We start from the raw sequence: 15,255 nt of genomic DNA, 5'->3' as shown, positions 1-15,255 counted from the left end.
ATCAGATGCGGCGCGCGAGCGCTGCGTTTCCGGTGATGCGTTGGGGCGGAGGCGCCGAAGAGGTCGCGCCTGAGCTGGGTGTGGCGGAGCCATTGGATCCCTGAATGTCCTGCGCCTGGTTCGGCGAGGCCCCGCCGGTAGCAGATGCCCCCTCCGGCCGCAATGGCCGGGGCGGCGCGAACAGGAACCCTTGGCCGAACCGCACGTCATAGTCGAGCAGGTCGACCACGGCGCGCTCGCCTTCGATCCGTTCGGCGATCAGATCGATGCCGAAGCGGCCGAGCAGGTCGGAGAGGTCGGACGGGTGGATGTCGGAGGCGGAGGCCTGCTTGGGATCGAGCAGCAGCGCGGCAGGCACCTTGATGAAGCGGACCCCGCGATCGGCCAGCTCGCGCGGTTCGATGCGCAAATCCGTGACATGGTCGATCGAGAAACGGAAGCCGCGCTGGGCGAGCGCCGCGAGGTTCTCGGTCTCGGCGGGGCCGAGATTGCGGAAGGTCGACTGCTTGAACTCCAGCACCAGCGAGGGCGCCAGCGCGCGGTTGGCTTCCAGGAAATCGAGACATTGCGCGAAGGTGGTGGAATTGCCCAGCGTGGACGCCGCGACGTTGCAGAACACGCCGACGTCCTTGTTGCGCACCATCAGGCGCCGCAGCACCTGCACGCATCGCAGCATCACCATGTTGTCGATGCGCCCGATCAGGCCCGAGGCTTCCGCGATGCTGATGAACTCTTCGGCGGCGATCAGCTGGTCGCGCTCGTCGCGCAGGCGCGTCACCGCCTCGTAGAACCGCACCTTGCGCTGCGGCAGCGTGACCATCGGCTGCAGGAAGATATCGATGCGGTTCTCGTCGACCGCATTGCGCAGCGTCGCCAGTAACTGCGTCTGGTTGCGCCCATTGGCGGTCTGAACCGGGGTGGCGGCCTGGACCTGCACCGGCGGCGGCGCCGGTCGTGGCGGGGGCTGCGGAAGCGGAGGAGGAGCGAGCGGCTTCTCCTCGAACGGGGCCGCCAGATCGATCGGGGTTTCCGGCTCGGGCCTTGCGACTGGAGCGGGGGCCGGCGCCGGCGCGTTACCGGCGAGCAGATCCTCATGGGCCGCCACTGTGGTGGCGAGCTGCCTAACCAATCCGCCGAGTTCGTTAATCTCGCCGATGACCGACTGGATGCGGTCGGAATTGGTCGAATTGGACGCGGCGATGCGGCTCTCGACCGCAGCCAGCCGGCGGCCGAACTCGGCCACCTGGCGGGCGAGGTCGGCGGTGCCGCGCGAGAGATCGGCGATCTGGCCGCCGACGTCGCTGCGGTCGCGCAGCCGCATCGACACCGCGTTGTAGAGGATCAGGAAGGTCAGCGCGGTCAGCGCCACGATCGCCGATTCCGTTCCGCTGATGCCGGCGACCGAATAGAGCACGAGCCCGAGCGAGGCCGCGACCAGGACCATGCAGATGGCGATGAAGATCGTCGAAATGCGAATCATGCCGCGCGTTATGCCTTTAAGAGCTGACTGCCTCACCCGGGGAAAACACGGGTCGCTCGACCTCGTCACGCCTCATGCTCCCCCAAGCTTCGATCAGCCTAACATCATTGTTGATTCGAGGGGATAGGACTGTGTCGGAGCCTATTCAGGCCCGCGCGCCCAAAGCGTTTCGTCACACGTCTGCCGGCTCAGGTGCGGAAATCAAGACGCTCTCAGCGGAAAATCATGCCGCCCTCAAGGCCAGCGCGCCGCATGCGCCCTATCGTCCCGGCGTTTTCAACCGCAGGAGATTGCCATGTCGACATCCGCCGCGCTCAAGCCAGCCGCCCCCCAACCTGATCTTGCCGCCGTCAAGCAGCGCCAGCACGGCGCCTGGTCGTCCGGCGATTATGCCGTGGTCGGCACCACCTTGCAGATCGTCGGGGAACAGCTCTGCGAGGCCATCGACCTGCGCGCCGGCAGCAAGGTGCTGGACGTCGCAGCCGGCAACGGCAATGCGACGCTGGCGGCGGCGCGGCGCTGGTGTGACGTCACATCCACCGACTACGTGCCGGCGCTGCTCAAGCGCGGGCGCGAGCGCGCTATGGCCGAACACCTCGCCGTCGAGTTCCGCGAGGCGGATGCCGAGGCGCTGCCGTTTGCGGATGCCGCATTCGACGTCGTGCTCTCCACTTTCGGCGTGATGTTCACGCCGGATCAGGACAGGGCGGCCTCCGAGCTCGCGCGGGTCTGCAGATCCGGCGGCAAGATCGGTCTCGCCAACTGGACGCCGCAAGGCTTTATCGGCCAGCTGTTCAAGACCATCGGCAAGCATTTGCCGCCGCCGGCCGGGGTGAAATCGCCCGCCATGTGGGGCACACCGGCACGGCTCGAGGAGATGTTCGGCGGCGTGGCCGCGGAGATCGCCGCCGAGCCGCGCATGTTCGTGTTCCGCTATCGTTCGCCGGACCACTGGCTCGACATCTTCAAGACCTACTACGGTCCCACGCTGAAGGCGTTTGCCGCGCTCGACGCAAGCGGCCAGGCCGCGCTGACGCGCGATCTCCTGACGCTGCTCGAAGAGTTCAACCACGCCGATGACGGCACGATCGTGGTGCACAGCGAATATCTGGAAGCCGTGATAACCAAGCGCTGATCGCGCCTGGGATGCGGTCGGGCCCAGCTTCGGCCCGACCGCCACCGATCAAAATGGCGCGGTGGCGCCGACGGTGTCGGCGGAGACGGCGTCCCGGGTGCCGAGCGGCTTCGCCCGCCCGGTGGTGGTATCGCGCAGCGTCTGCCGCTCGATCTCCGAATTCAGCTCGGCGCCGAACATGATGACGATCGCCGACATCCACATCCACGTCATCAGGCCGATCGCCGCGCCCAGCGAGCCGTAGGTTGCGTTGTAATTGGCGAATTCCGAGAGATACCAGGACAGCAGGGCAGAGCCCGCGATCCAGAGAATCGCGGCAATCACGGCGCCGAGGCTCAGCCATTGCCAGCGCGGCGCATCGCGGCTCGGCGCGAAGCGATAGAGGATGGCGAGTGCGACCAGCAGGATGATGAACAGCAGCGGCCATCGTGCCAGCGCCACGATCAGCTTGCTTTCCGGCGCCATGCCGAGATGATTGAGCGCAAGCGGGAAGGCGACGACGGCTCCCACCATCAACAGCAGCGCCACGATGCCGCCGACGGTGAAGGCCAGCGAGACCATGTTCAGCCGGATGAAGCTGCGCTTCTCGCGTTCCTCATAGGCGACGTTGAGGGCGTCGAAGATCGCCTTGACGCCGGCATTGGCGCTCCAGATCGCAAGCAGCAGGCCGACCAGGAAGGTGACGCCGAGCGTCGCATTGCCGTTCGACACCACGCGCGCGACCTGGTCCTCGACGATCTGGAACGAGCCCTCCGGCAGCATGGTCGCAAGCGTGTGCAGATTGGCGCTGATCGTGGCGGGATCGGCGAACAGGGCATAAGAGGAGACGAGCGCGGTGACTGCGGGAAAGAGCGCGAGCAGCCCGAAGAAGACGACGCCGCCCGCCGTCGCGAGCAGGCGATCCTCGTCGATGCGTTGATAGGTCCGCCAGAAAATGTCCTTCCAGCCAGCCCAGGGGATCTCGAACGGGCTTTTCGCCCGGCGGCCGCGGCCCGGCTGCATCGCCGCACCGGCCGGGTGCGTTTCCGGGGAATTCGCTTCGCCCTTGCGGTGGTGTTGCGGAGGCCCGGGCCTCGCCAGGCCGGAATCCTGAAAGTAGCGCTCCGCGGTCAGCACGAACACGGCCGTTGCCGCCACCAGCAGCCAGGAGTCGATCTGTTCGGGGCGCCGCGCCAACATCACGCCTCCAGACTATGCCTGTTGCGTCGCCGCCGGGCGGCCGTCAGCCCGACCAGGCCGACTGCCGCGAGCATCAGGCCGAGCTGCACGGGACGGTTGGCGCGAGCCGGCCAGGTCTTGATGCCACCGCGCTCGCCCGGTGCGAGCGGCGCGAGGGGAATCGTCGTTGCGACCTCCTTCACCGCCTCCTTGACCGTTCCACGCGGGATCCGGGGCGTGGCGATCGCCACGCGCAGACGGCTCGCGAGCGGCACGACCGGCTTGGCCTTGCGTTTCATGTGGGCCATGGCCACCCCGGCACAGACCGCAGCCAGCACCAGCAGCACTGCGGCGACGGCGCCAAATCCCCAGAACTGCCCGTAGGTGATCCCGACCCAACGGTACAAGGCGATCAGGCCGACGAAGAATGCCGCGACAACGAACAGGCCGGCAACCGCGAACAGCCCGCCGGCCACCGCGTAGGATGTCACCTTGCCTGTGGCCTGGCTGGTCTGGTCACGCAGATAGGATTGAGCAGCGCGTTTGACGTGATTGAGCTTGAGCGCCATCCCGGCGCGCAGCAATTCGCCCGATGGCGCGAGCATGCGGACATCCTCCCAAGACGAGAAAATTCATCGGGGGATGAACGTGGCGATATTTGACTTGTTCCGACGGAGCGTGATCGGCCGCGATGAATCAGCCGAGATCGGCGGCCGCGATCCAGAACACCTCGCCCTCGGAATCTTCGGTGTCCAGCCAGAGCAGCGGCAGTTCCGGAAAGGCCTCGTCGACCAGCTCGCGGCCGCGGCCGATCTCGCAAATCAGCCCGCCATCCGCCGTCAGGTGGTCGGGCGCATCGCGCAGGATCCGGCGCACCACGTCGAGACCGTCGGCGCCACCATCGAAGGCGAGCTTCGGCTCGGCCCGGCACTCCGGCGGCAATGCCGCCATGCCCTCGGCGTCGACGTAGGGCGGGTTGGTGATGATCAGGTCGTATCTGTTGCCGCCGAGCGGGGCGAACAGATCGCCGCGATACAGGCTGATGCGGTGCTCGAGCCCATATTCGCCGACATTGCGCGCAGCGACCTCGAGCGCGCCCTTGGAGATGTCGACGGCGTCGATGGCGGCGTTCGGGAAATGATGCGCGGCGAGGATCGCGAGGCATCCCGAGCCCGTGCAGAGATCGAGCACGCGCTCGACCGCCGTCGGGTCGTCGATCAGCGATCCGGCCTCGCCGTGGGCGCCGAAATGCGACTCCAGGAGCTCGCCGATGAAGGAGCGCGGAACGATGACGCGCTCGTCGACATAGAAGGGCAGGCCGCGCATGTAGATCTTGTTGACGAGATAGGCGGCCGGTTTGCGCGTCGTGACGCGCTGATGGATGAGGTCAAGGAGGGTCTTGCCTTCCGCGGCGCTGACGCGCGCGTTGGCGAAGATCTCGAACTGGTCGGGATTGAGATGCAGCGCCTCGCAGACCAGGAACGCGGCTTCCGCGACGGGATCGGTCGTGCCATGAGCAAAGGAAAGCTTGGCCTCGACGAAGCGGCTCACCGCATAGCGGACGAAGTCGAGCAGCGTGAGAAGCTCGCCGGGTCCCACCTTCGCGAGGTTAGGCGCGGCGCGGCCGCGCGCGGTCTTTTTCGTTGGCTTGGCCATCAGGATTTGGTCCAGCGTGCGGCGGCTTCGTCGTCACGGGCATGGGCCTCGACCCAGCCGGTGCCGGTGGCGCTCTCTTCCTTCTTCCAGAACGGCGCGCTGGTCTTGAGATAGTCCATCAGGAACTCGGCGGCCTGGAACGCCGCCTGTCGGTGCTGCGAGGCGGTCACCACCAGCACGATGTTCTGGCCCGGCATCAAGCGGCCGACGCGGTGGATCACCGTGATGCCGTTGAGCGGCCAGCGCGAGACGGCCTCGTCGGCGTGGCGCCTGATCTCTTCCTCCGCCATGCCGGGGTAATGTTCGAGCGTCAGCGCGGCGACCGTGGCGCTGTCCTCGTCGGCGCGGCAGATGCCGGAAAATGTCACCACAGCGCCGATATCGGTCCGGCTGCTCGTCAGGACCGAGATCTCGCGCGCGATGTCGAAATCGTCTTCCTGGATACGGATGGTGACGGGGCAGGTCATGAGGCTAGCCGCCGGTCATGGGCGGGAAGAACGCGATCTCGCGGGCGCCTGCGATGGCGGCGTCCTGCTTGACGTGAGCGCGGTCGATCGCGGCGCGGATCACCTTCGGCTTCTCGAACGCGTACGCATAGGCTTCGCTTTGGCCGGAGAGCCAGGCGATCAGCTCCTCGACGGTGCGCACGCTCGCGGGAGGCTCGATCGTCTCTTCGGCCTTGCCGACGCGCTCGCGCACCCAGGCGAAATACTTCACCTTCATCCCTCGTCCTCCTTGATGAGGTGATGGATGCCGGCGCGGAAATAGTCGTAGCCGGTGTACATGGTGAGGATCGCCGAAGCCCACAGCAGTGCGAGCCCAATCATCGAGACCACCGGCACCACCTGATCGCCGGCTGGGCCGGCGATCAGGAAGCCGATCGCAACCAGCTGGACCGTGGTTTTCCACTTCGCAAGCTTGGTCACGGGCACGCTGACACGGAGCGCAGCCAGATATTCGCGCAGGCCCGAGACCAGGATCTCGCGGCACAGGATCACGATGGCGGCCCATAGCGACCAGCCGTGAATGATGCCGTCCGCGGCCAGCATCAACAGGCAGGAGGCGACCAGCAGCTTGTCGGCGATCGGATCGAGCATGCGGCCGAAAGCCGATTGCTGATTCCAGATCCGCGCGTAGTAGCCGTCGAGGTAATCCGTCACCCCTGCGGCGATGAAAAGGGCGACCGCGAGCCAGCGCAGCCAGAGCGGCTGATCCAGAATCGACTGCGCATAGATGCATCCGACCACGACCGGGATCGCGGCGATCCGGCCATAGGTCAGGATGTTGGGGAGGGACATCGCGCGGCTGGTCGTCCCTCGTGTGGTGGCGATGTTCATCCGTCCTACCAATACCGCTGCTGCCTGAACGTCAACCGTCCCGCGCCCCAAATGAGGTGCGGACACGACGATCATATGACTGCGGTCCCCCTTTAGTTCATCCCGGTTGGGGATGGAAATACTCGAAAATCCTGCGCGCGCTCTCGGCGCTCACCCCCGGAACCTTGCCGAGATCGGCGATCGAGGCCCGTTCGATCTCCTTCAGGGTTCCGAAATGGTGCAGCAAGGCACGTTTGCGTGACGGGCCGATGCCCGGAATCTCCTGCAAACCAGCCTCGCGGATGTCCTTCTTGCGCAGCTTGCGGTGCGAGCCGATGACGAAGCGGTGGGCTTCGTCACGCAGGCGCTGGATGAAATAGAGCACGGGATCGCGCGGCTCCAGCTTGATCGCCTCGCGCTCCGGCATGAACAGGGTCTCGCGGCCGGCATCCCGGTCCGGTCCCTTGGCGACCGACATCAGCGACACCTGGGTCAGGCCGAGATTGGCGAAGATCTCGCGCACGGCGTTGAGCTGGCCGCGGCCGCCGTCGATGATCACGAGGTCGGGCCATTGCGGGAAATCGTCGTCCTTGGCCTTGTTGCCTTCCTTGGCGGCATCCTCGGGCGGATTGATCAGGCGCTTGAAGCGGCGCTCCAGCACTTCGCGCATCATGGCGAAGTCGTCGCCGGGCGTGATCCCTTCCGACTTGATGTTGAACTTGCGGTACTGGTTCTTCACGAAGCCATCTGGGCCCGCGACGATCATGGCGCCGACCGCGTTGGTGCCCTGGATGTGGCTGTTGTCGTAGACCTCGATGCGCTTGGGCACGTGCGGCAGGCTCAGCGTCGCGGCCATGGCCTCGAGCAACCGGCTTTGCGTCGCGGTGTCCGCGAGCTTGCGGCCGAGCGCCTCGCGCGCATTGGTCAGCGCGTGGGTGACCAGCTCCTTCTTCTCGCCGCGCTTGGGCGCGGTGACCTCGACCTTGTGGCCAGCCTTGATCGATAGCGCGTTGGCGAGCAGCTCGCTCTCCTCGATATCGTGCGAGAGCAGGATGTTCCTCGGCGGCGGCTTGTCGTCGTAGAACTGCGCCAGGAAGGACCCCAGCACCTCCTCGGGCGTAAAGCTCTTCTCCGCGCGCGGAAAATAGGCGCGGTTGCCCCAGTTCTGTCCGGTGCGAAAGAAGAACACCTCGACGCAGGAGAAGCCGCCCTCCTGGTGGATGGCGAACACGTCGGCTTCCTCCACCGTGCGCGGATTGATGCCCTGCTGCGACTGGATCGCCGACAGCGCGGCGAGGCGATCGCGGTACAGTGCGGCGCGCTCGAATTCGAGCTCGTTCGAGGCCTTCTCCATCTCGCCGGCGAGCTCCTGCTTCACCGCATGGCTCTTGCCGGAGAGGAAGTCGCTGGCCTCGCGCACCAGCGTCGAATAGCCGCCGAAATCGATCTCCCGGGTGCAGGGTCCGGCGCAGCGGCGGATCTGGTGGAGCAGGCAGGGCCGGGTGCGGCTCTCGAAGAAGGAATCAGTGCAGGAGCGGATCAAGAACGCGCGCTGCAGCGCCGTGATGGTGCGGTTGACCGCGCCGGCGGAGGCAAACGGGCCGAAATAGCGCCCGGGCCGGGTCTGCGCACCGCGATGTTTCAGGATCTGCGGCGCCCAATGGTCGCCGGTGATCAGGATGTAGGGGAACGACTTGTCGTCGCGAAGCTGCACGTTGAAGCGCGGCCGCAGCTGCTTGATGAGGTTGGCTTCCAGCAGCAGCGCCTCGGTCTCGGTCGTGGTCGAGACGATCTCCACCGTGACGGTGGCCGCGATCATGCGCAGGATGCGGGCCGGCAGCGGCGCACTCTGGCGCGCATAACTGGACAGGCGCTTTTTGACGTTCTTGGCCTTGCCGACATAGAGCACGTCGGCGTTCGCATTGAGCATACGATAGACGCCGGGCGAGGTCGGTGCGAGGCGGACCGCGCGCTCGATCGCCTCGTGACCGGTCGCGAGCGGGCCTTCGCCGACGGCGCCGCTCTCTTCCAGGATGTCCGGCAGCAGGGCATCGTCCTCGTCATCGCCCCCTGCCGCCGCGGGATCTACGTCCGGCCCGGCCAGCCGCTCGGGCGGCGTGTCGCTCGCAGCCGGCGGCGCCTTGCGCGCGCGGTCGTCCGGATTGTCGGGGGAATCGTGAACCATGGGACGAATTTAGGCGCTGGGGGGACTGATTTGAAGTTCCGGCCATGCGGCACGCACAGAGGATGGCGGGCAGCTCCCGGTAACGCTTCCTTAAGTCTGTTAAGCGGGCGGTAACCCGGCTTAACAGCCCTTTAACTTAAAACTCTCGATAAATCCTACGCGAAAAGCTCTTGGTTCCGTAACCATGCGGTTTTGCTCGCGCCGCGGCGCGGGCATCGCTCGGGTTGCGACAGTGGCGTTGGAGTGAGTGATGAAGAGGCTCGTTGTGGGCGCAGCCGCGTTGGTTGCAGCCGGCTGGACAGCTTCGGCAGAGGCCGCCGATCTCAGTTACGGGCAGCGTGCGCCCTATACCGTCAATCAGCCGCTCAATGCCTATAGCTGGGCGGGTCCCTATCTCGGCGGCAATATCGGCTATGAATGGGGCTCGGTCGACAACAACCCCACCAAGCCGTCCGGCTTCGTCGGCGGTGTGCAGGCCGGCTACAATTTCCAGAACGGCCCGTGGGTGTTCGGCGTCGAGGGCGACATCCAGGCCGCCGGCGCCGACGACACGTTCGCGCCGTGGAAGTTCTCCAATCCGTGGTTCGGCACCCTGCGCGGCCGCGCCGGCTATGCGTTCAACAACGTGCTGTTCTACGGCACCGCCGGTCTCGCCTTCGGCGAGCTGCGCGCGCAGACCTTCGGCTGGTCGGAGTCGCACACCACCGCGGGCTGGACCATCGGCGCCGGTGCGGAAGTCGGCCTCGCGCCGAACTGGAGCGCCAAGCTCGAATATCTCTACATCGATCTGTCGACCAGCCAGTTCGCAATCACGGGCGTGTCAAACGGCTATAGCGCCAACGTTGTCCGCGCAGGCGTGAACTATCGCTTCTGACATCCAAAGAAGAAAATACCGGACCAGCCTCCCGGCCGCTCGCGGCCGGGATTTGTTTTCGCCAGGCTTGCTAGGAGAGGATCACCAGATTGACCGCCTTCGGTCCCTTCCCCTTCTTGTCCGGTTCGACTTCGAAAGTAATACGCTGTCCTTCGGCAAGGTCCTTCAGTCCCGCCCGCTCCACAGCAGTGATGTGAACGAAGACATCGCGACCGCCGTCGTCAGGCTTGATGAAGCCGTAGCCGCGCTCGCCGTTGAAGAACTTGACCGTTCCCGTCATGGCCATCGGGAAACTCCCCCTCATTGCTCCTCCGTCGCGACGCAGACTCACGTCGCGACATGACCGGGCCTTACGGAGCCCGGGAGCTGGCCATCCTTGGACGGACCTGATCGGTCCGGCGGGATCTTTCTTAGGGCCTTCACTCCGCCGCAACCATTCGCGGAAGCGGAACGTAAAGCCAGTCACGGAAATAGCATAATACGGTTCTTTGCAGATTGACTACCGGTCCTGCATATTTTTCCCAAGAATGCCGGAGTGTTACGGCTTGGCGTCAATGCTTGGCGCTAAGGCTTGGGCACCTCCAGCCGGAATCTGGCAGCACCGCCCTGGCCGAGCGGTATTTCCAGCTCCGGCAGAATGGTCTTGAGCTCGCCGTGCAGCGTGTAGGGCGGGTTGACGATCAGGAGACCGGTGGAGGTGAGGGCGGCGCTGTCGGCTTGCGGCGCGACGCTGAATTCGAGGCGCAGGCATTTTCCAGGCGGCTTTGCTGCAGCTGCGAGCCGCGCCACGGTTTGCGCCAGCGTGTCGGTGGCGCGCCGGTTCTTGGCGGGATACCAGATTACGTAGATACCGGTCGGCCATTTCGCGAACGCTGCCGAGAAGGCTTCGCCGAGCCGCTCGAACTCGTCCTTGGCCTCGAAGGGCGGATCGATCAGCACGAGGCCACGCCGCTCCTTCGGCGGCACGAAGGCCGGCAGCGCCACCCAGCCGTCGAGATCGACCACGCGGGTCTGCTCGTCGCGGCGCAGCGCATCGATCAGCGCTTTGCGGGCCTTCGGCTCGAGCTCGCAGGCGACGAGCCGGTCCTGCGGCCTGAGCAGGCCGCGCGCGATCAACGGCGAGCCCGGATAGGCCTTGAGCTCCCCCTTCGGATTGAAGGCGCGGACGATGTCGAGATAAGGCTTCGTCAGCGCCGCGCTCTCGTTCGACAGACGGGCCTGTAGCAGCCGCGCAATGCCAGTCAGCCATTCGCCGCCGCGGCGCGCCTCGTCGCTGTCGAGATCGTAGAGGCCGGCGCCGGCGTGGGTGTCGATGACGCGGAACGCTGCCGGCTTGTCCTGCAGATAAGTAAGGATGCGCGCCAGCACGATGTGCTTGATGACATCGGCGAAGCTGCCGGCGTGGAAGGCGTGGCGGTAGTTCATGGCGGAGAGGACTACGTTGTCTGGCGCGATCCTAACCCCTGTCATTGCGAGCGCAGCGAAGCAATCCAGAAATGCGTCCGCGGAGGCACTCTGGATTGCTTCGCTGCGCTCGCAATGACTGAGCTACCCGCCCCTGATCGGCGGCATCGTCACCTGGTCGCGGCGGCAGGCGCGGCGCTCGATCTCGTCGCAGGCGCGGAATTGCAGGTCCTTGCTGAGGCAGATGCGGACCTCGGACAGCCGTGTCCGGTTGCAGGTGACCGAGACGGCGGCATTGCTGAGACCCGGATTGGCCTTGACGAAGGCCTCCTCGACCTCCGCCGGCGCGACGGTCTTGGCCTGCGCCAGATCCAGATATTCGGGCGGGATCTTGATCGCAGCGCGCGCCTTGCGGATCATCTCGAAATAGCCGCGGCCCTCCAGCCCGGAGCAGGTGCCGTGCTTGTCCCATTCGTTAAAGATCAGGCCCGGCGCCGGCATCAAATCGAGCATCGAGGAAACGATATTGCGGTTCAGCCGCGGCGCCGGCCGCTGGCAGTATTCCGGAAAACCGTTCTCGTATTGCGGCCACAGCCCATGCACCACGAAGGCGTAGGGCCGTCCGCCGCATTGCATCTGGGACCGGCCGCCGCGTTCGGCCGCTTCCTCGCAGAACGAGGGCGACCATGAAAGCGCCAGCACATAGAAATCGAACTCGCCCGGGGCGTTCTGCCGCTTGTCCTGTGCCTTCGCACCGCCGGCGAGGCTAGCCAACCCCGCAGCAAGAGTGAGCGAAATCATCAAACGGGACAACGAACGCAATCTGAAGTGAAACATGGCGACGCCCCTCAACTAGACTGTGCAAACAGCCTAGCAGGCGATGGGAACATTTCAAGAACAAAATTGGAGCTGTCGTCGGCCGGCTGATCAGCCCAGCCAGCCGCTGCTGGAATCAGGGCTTGGCGGCGCGGCACGCCGGGTTATAGGCCCAGTTGCGATCCACCCCGACGACGCACCATTCGACGCCGTTGCCGTAGGAGGCGAAGCCGCCATCCTCGATGATCGAGAAATGCACCTTGCGCGGCTTGCCGTCATTGAGCATGGCCTCGCCGGTGCAATAGCGGCGCGGAATGTTGTCGGACTGCCAGGGCCGGAACGCGGTTTCGCGAACGGCGGAGAAGCCGGTGATCTGCAACGAAGAATTCCAGAACTTGGATTCCTTTTCGGCGAATTCGTGCACGATCCTCGGCAGAGCCCAGTCGCAAGGGGCGACGGCGCCGTCATAGCGCGGCCCGCTCAGCCAGAAATTCAGCTCCAGCGGATTGGCGGCCCTGGCCTCGCCGAGTGACAATGCTCCGAACATGAGGCCGAGCACGGCGGCGAAACGGAGCGATTTCTCGAAGGGGGCGCGCATGATCAATCCGGGCAGCTAAGGTCTTGCGAAGGCCGGACGGTGCCGCGAAGGTTGGAGGAGGTCAAGTGCAGCGCGGCAACACTTCGCAAGGACTTGACCAAGTGTCGCGGCCAACAGGGGTTCAGTTCTTTTCACGTGCGTCGCGGCACCGTAAACTGGCGCCAGCCAATTGGAGTGACGGGAATGCGAATCATTGCGGCCGCGGGCCTTCTTGCCAGCCTGGTTGTCTCAGGCATGATGGCGAGCCAGTCGGCGCGCGCCGATTACGTGCCGCCGTTCAAGGGCAACGACACCGGCGGCATCATCGCCTATTCGATGGCGACCCGGGTCGATGCGCGCCAGGTCGCGGTCGATCATTGCGCCCGCTACGGCAAGGTGGCGAAATTCCTGGCCGTGCAGGGCTATGAGGGCGGCTACATCTCGTTCTCGTGCCGCTGGGTGCCTTATGGCGCCGCCGACCGGCCGATCCGCACACTGTACTGAGGCGCTGTCGTAGGCGCCGCACCTCTCTCAGCCGGGAGCTTCCCTCATGACGCGCAAACTCGCTTTGCTCGGCTCGATGCTTTGCCTCGCGTTGTCGGCAGGCAGCGCCAGCGCCGACGAACTGCCGCTGCGCAAGGCCGGTCTTTGGGAGATGAAGCTGGTCACATCGGGCTCGCCCATGCCCGAGATGACCATGCAGCACTGCACCGACGAGACCGTCGACAAGGAGATGAGCAACAACGTCTCCCCGATGGCCAAGCAGATCTGCGCCAAGCAGGAGATCAAGAAGACCGCGACCGGCTATGTCAGCGATTCCGAGTGCAGCGTCGCCGGCGTCAGCACGACCTCGCATGCCGAGATCACCGGAGACTTCAACTCGGCCTACACGGTGAAGACGACCTCACACGCCAAAGGCGGCGTTGCTGGTGCGGCGGGGCGCGATAGCACGACGACGCTGCAAGCCAAGTGGCTCGGGGCCTGCAAGCCGGATCAGAAGCCCGGTGACATCGTCATGCCCGGCGGCTTCAAGATGAACACGCGCGACATGGACAAGCTGAAGGCGCTGCTGCCGAAGTAGGTGTGCTCTTTCCCTCTCCCCTTGTGGGAGAGGTGGATCGCCGCAAAGCGGCGAGACGGGTGAGGGGTTTCTCTCCGCGAATTCAATGAGACTTGGACGCGCGGAGAGATACCCCTCATCCGGCGCTTCGCGCCCTTCTCCCGCAAGGGGAGAAGGGAAAACCGCACCTACACCGGTATCCGCACGCTCGCCCTCAATCCTCCCATCGGGCTGTCACCGAGCGTGATGTCGCCGCCGTGCGAGCGGGCGATGTCGCGGGCAATCGCGAGCCCCAGGCCGGTGCCGCCTTCGTCCTGGTTGCGGGCGTTGTCCAGCCGCAGGAACGGCTTGAATACCTCTTCGCGCAAGTGGGCGGGAATGCCGGGGCCGTCATCGTCGACGGTGACGGTCAAATAACGGTGATCGCGTTGGCCGGTGATGGCGATGTTCTTGCCGTAGCGCGCTGCGTTGGTGACGAGGTTGGCGAGGCAGCGCTTGAACGAAGCCGGCTTCACCGTCACCACGGGCAGGCCGTTGAAGGCGACGGTCGCGGTATGGCCGTGACGCTCGGCATCGCTGCGCAGCTCCTCGAGCGCCTGCGCCATGTCGGTCGGCTGCGACTGCTCGCCGGAATCGCCGCGGGCGAACGCAAGGTAATCCTCCAGCATCATCGACATTTCGTCGACGTCCTTGCGCATGCCTTCGAGCTCGGGACTGTCTCCGATCAGTGCCAGCTCGAGCTTGAAGCGGGTCAGGATGGTGCGCAGATCGTGGCTGACGCCGGCGAGCATCGCGGTGCGCTGCTCCATCGTGCGCTCGATGCGCGACTTCATCTCCAGGAAGGCGACCGCCGCGCGCCGCACCTCGCGCGCGCCGCGCGGGCGGAAATTCGGCGCCTCGCGGCCCTTGCCGAAGCTCTCGGCGGCATCGGCAAGGCGCAGGATCGGCTTGATCTGGTTGCGCAGGAACAGCACCGCGACGATCAACAGGATCGAGGACGTGCCGACCATCCAGAACAGGAAGATCTCCGAGTTCGAGGCATAGGCGGCGCTGCGCTGCGCGAACACGCGCATCACGGCGTCGTCGAGCTGGATGCGGATCTCGACCAGGTTGGAGCGGCCGACCGTGTCGATCCAGAACGAGCGGCCGATCTGGCGGCCGAGCTGCACCGACAGCGTCTGGTCGAGCAGCGAGAAGAACGGTTTTGGTCCCGGCGGCGGCATGTCGCCGGCAGGCAGGAAATCGACGACGAGGCCGAGCCGCTGCTGCGCGATGCGGCGGATCTCGTTGCGGTCCTTATCCTGCGGATAGCCCTTGTAGACGTCGATCAGCGCGGCGATGTCCTGAACCACCGCGGCCGACAGGCGGCGCGTCACCGTGTTCCAGTGCCGCTCCATGAACACGAAAGCGACGACCGATTGCAGCACCACCATCGGTACGATCATGATGAGGAGCGCGCGGGCGTAGAGGCCGGTCGGCATCCAGCCCTTGAAAGCGTTGCCCATCCAGCCGTTCGCGGCGGAGACGCGGCCGGCGGCGCTCTTCAGAAGCGTCAGGCCGGTATCGATCGTGCTCATCTGGCGCGCTTCACTGC

The 15,255-nt window shown here is 65.5% G+C and carries 17 protein-coding genes; 4 read left to right on the top strand and 13 right to left on the bottom strand.

What is annotated here, in order from left to right:
* Window position 1: 1 nt before the first annotated feature.
* On the bottom strand, window positions 2–1,480 hold the full coding sequence (locus GA0061099_RS21985; RefSeq protein ID WP_036027102.1) for an EAL domain-containing protein: 1,479 nt from the start codon (window positions 1,478–1,480) through the stop codon (window positions 2–4).
* A gap of 295 nt (window positions 1,481–1,775) precedes the next feature.
* On the opposite strand from GA0061099_RS21985, the gene GA0061099_RS21980 reads away from it, so the two are divergent.
* Complete coding sequence (locus GA0061099_RS21980) at window positions 1,776–2,615, top strand: class I SAM-dependent methyltransferase (protein ID WP_036027105.1); 840 nt, start codon at window positions 1,776–1,778, stop codon at window positions 2,613–2,615.
* 48 nt (window positions 2,616–2,663) lie between these two features.
* On the opposite strand, the gene GA0061099_RS21975 is transcribed toward GA0061099_RS21980, so the two are convergent.
* The 7 genes from GA0061099_RS21975 to uvrC form a co-directional block, all read right to left on the bottom strand.
* On the bottom strand, window positions 2,664–3,794 hold the full coding sequence (locus GA0061099_RS21975; protein WP_036027106.1) for a YihY/virulence factor BrkB family protein: 1,131 nt from the start codon (window positions 3,792–3,794) through the stop codon (window positions 2,664–2,666).
* Window positions 3,794–4,378, bottom strand: coding sequence for a phage holin family protein (locus tag GA0061099_RS21970; RefSeq protein WP_036027108.1), 585 nt, complete (start codon window positions 4,376–4,378; stop codon window positions 3,794–3,796). Before GA0061099_RS21970 ends, GA0061099_RS21975 begins: the two co-directional genes overlap by 1 nt.
* A gap of 91 nt (window positions 4,379–4,469) precedes the next feature.
* Window positions 4,470–5,429, bottom strand: a complete 960-nt coding sequence (gene prmB, locus GA0061099_RS21965; protein ID WP_036027110.1) for a 50S ribosomal protein L3 N(5)-glutamine methyltransferase — start codon at window positions 5,427–5,429, stop codon at window positions 4,470–4,472.
* A complete protein-coding gene (locus tag GA0061099_RS21960; protein ID WP_036027112.1) occupies window positions 5,429–5,896 on the bottom strand; it encodes a molybdenum cofactor biosynthesis protein MoaE in 468 nt (155 codons plus the stop codon). The genes prmB and GA0061099_RS21960 overlap by 1 nt, the downstream gene beginning before the upstream one ends.
* 4 nt (window positions 5,897–5,900) lie before the next feature.
* Entirely contained in the window at window positions 5,901–6,152 is a 252-nt protein-coding gene (gene moaD, locus GA0061099_RS21955; RefSeq protein WP_036009285.1) for a molybdopterin converting factor subunit 1, read from the bottom strand.
* Window positions 6,149–6,766, bottom strand: a complete 618-nt coding sequence (pgsA, locus tag GA0061099_RS21950; protein ID WP_036009286.1) for a CDP-diacylglycerol--glycerol-3-phosphate 3-phosphatidyltransferase — start codon at window positions 6,764–6,766, stop codon at window positions 6,149–6,151. Before pgsA ends, moaD begins: the two co-directional genes overlap by 4 nt.
* Before the next feature lie 97 nt (window positions 6,767–6,863).
* Entirely contained in the window at window positions 6,864–8,930 is a 2,067-nt protein-coding gene (gene uvrC, locus GA0061099_RS21945) for an excinuclease ABC subunit UvrC (protein WP_036027115.1), read from the bottom strand.
* A gap of 250 nt (window positions 8,931–9,180) precedes the next feature.
* On the opposite strand from uvrC, the gene GA0061099_RS21940 reads away from it, so the two are divergent.
* Window positions 9,181–9,804 (top strand): outer membrane protein, encoded by a 624-nt coding sequence (locus GA0061099_RS21940; protein ID WP_036009293.1) that lies wholly within the window; start codon window positions 9,181–9,183, stop codon window positions 9,802–9,804.
* A gap of 70 nt (window positions 9,805–9,874) precedes the next feature.
* On the opposite strand, the gene GA0061099_RS21935 is transcribed toward GA0061099_RS21940, so the two are convergent.
* The 4 genes from GA0061099_RS21935 to GA0061099_RS21920 form a co-directional block, all read right to left on the bottom strand.
* Complete coding sequence (locus tag GA0061099_RS21935; protein ID WP_008544396.1) at window positions 9,875–10,090, bottom strand: cold-shock protein; 216 nt, start codon at window positions 10,088–10,090, stop codon at window positions 9,875–9,877.
* Window positions 10,091–10,368: 278 nt separating this feature from the next.
* Window positions 10,369–11,229 carry a 23S rRNA (adenine(2030)-N(6))-methyltransferase RlmJ gene (locus tag GA0061099_RS21930; RefSeq protein WP_036027118.1) on the bottom strand — a complete coding sequence of 287 codons (861 nt, stop codon included), beginning with the start codon at window positions 11,227–11,229 and terminating at the stop codon, window positions 10,369–10,371.
* A gap of 123 nt (window positions 11,230–11,352) precedes the next feature.
* Window positions 11,353–12,045, bottom strand: coding sequence for a ribonuclease T2 family protein (locus GA0061099_RS21925; protein ID WP_036027120.1), 693 nt, complete (start codon window positions 12,043–12,045; stop codon window positions 11,353–11,355).
* Window positions 12,046–12,160: 115 nt separating this feature from the next.
* A complete protein-coding gene (locus GA0061099_RS21920; protein ID WP_036027123.1) occupies window positions 12,161–12,622 on the bottom strand; it encodes a hypothetical protein in 462 nt (153 codons plus the stop codon).
* A 183-nt stretch (window positions 12,623–12,805) separates the two neighbouring features.
* Between GA0061099_RS21920 and GA0061099_RS21915 the strand changes: the two genes are divergently transcribed.
* On the top strand, window positions 12,806–13,105 hold the full coding sequence (locus GA0061099_RS21915) for a hypothetical protein (protein ID WP_036027125.1): 300 nt from the start codon (window positions 12,806–12,808) through the stop codon (window positions 13,103–13,105).
* 46 nt (window positions 13,106–13,151) lie between these two features.
* On the top strand, window positions 13,152–13,682 hold the full coding sequence (locus tag GA0061099_RS21910; protein WP_036009304.1) for a DUF3617 domain-containing protein: 531 nt from the start codon (window positions 13,152–13,154) through the stop codon (window positions 13,680–13,682).
* Between the two features lie 167 nt (window positions 13,683–13,849).
* Here the strand turns inward: GA0061099_RS21910 and GA0061099_RS21905 are convergent, their stop codons facing one another.
* Window positions 13,850–15,238, bottom strand: a complete 1,389-nt coding sequence (locus tag GA0061099_RS21905) for an ATP-binding protein (protein WP_036027128.1) — start codon at window positions 15,236–15,238, stop codon at window positions 13,850–13,852.
* Window positions 15,239–15,255: the final 17 nt, after the last annotated feature.

Source organism: Bradyrhizobium yuanmingense (genome assembly GCF_900094575.1).
Classification (GTDB): domain Bacteria; phylum Pseudomonadota; class Alphaproteobacteria; order Rhizobiales; family Xanthobacteraceae; genus Bradyrhizobium; species Bradyrhizobium yuanmingense.
This window is presented reverse-complemented; position numbering and strand designations above follow the sequence as displayed.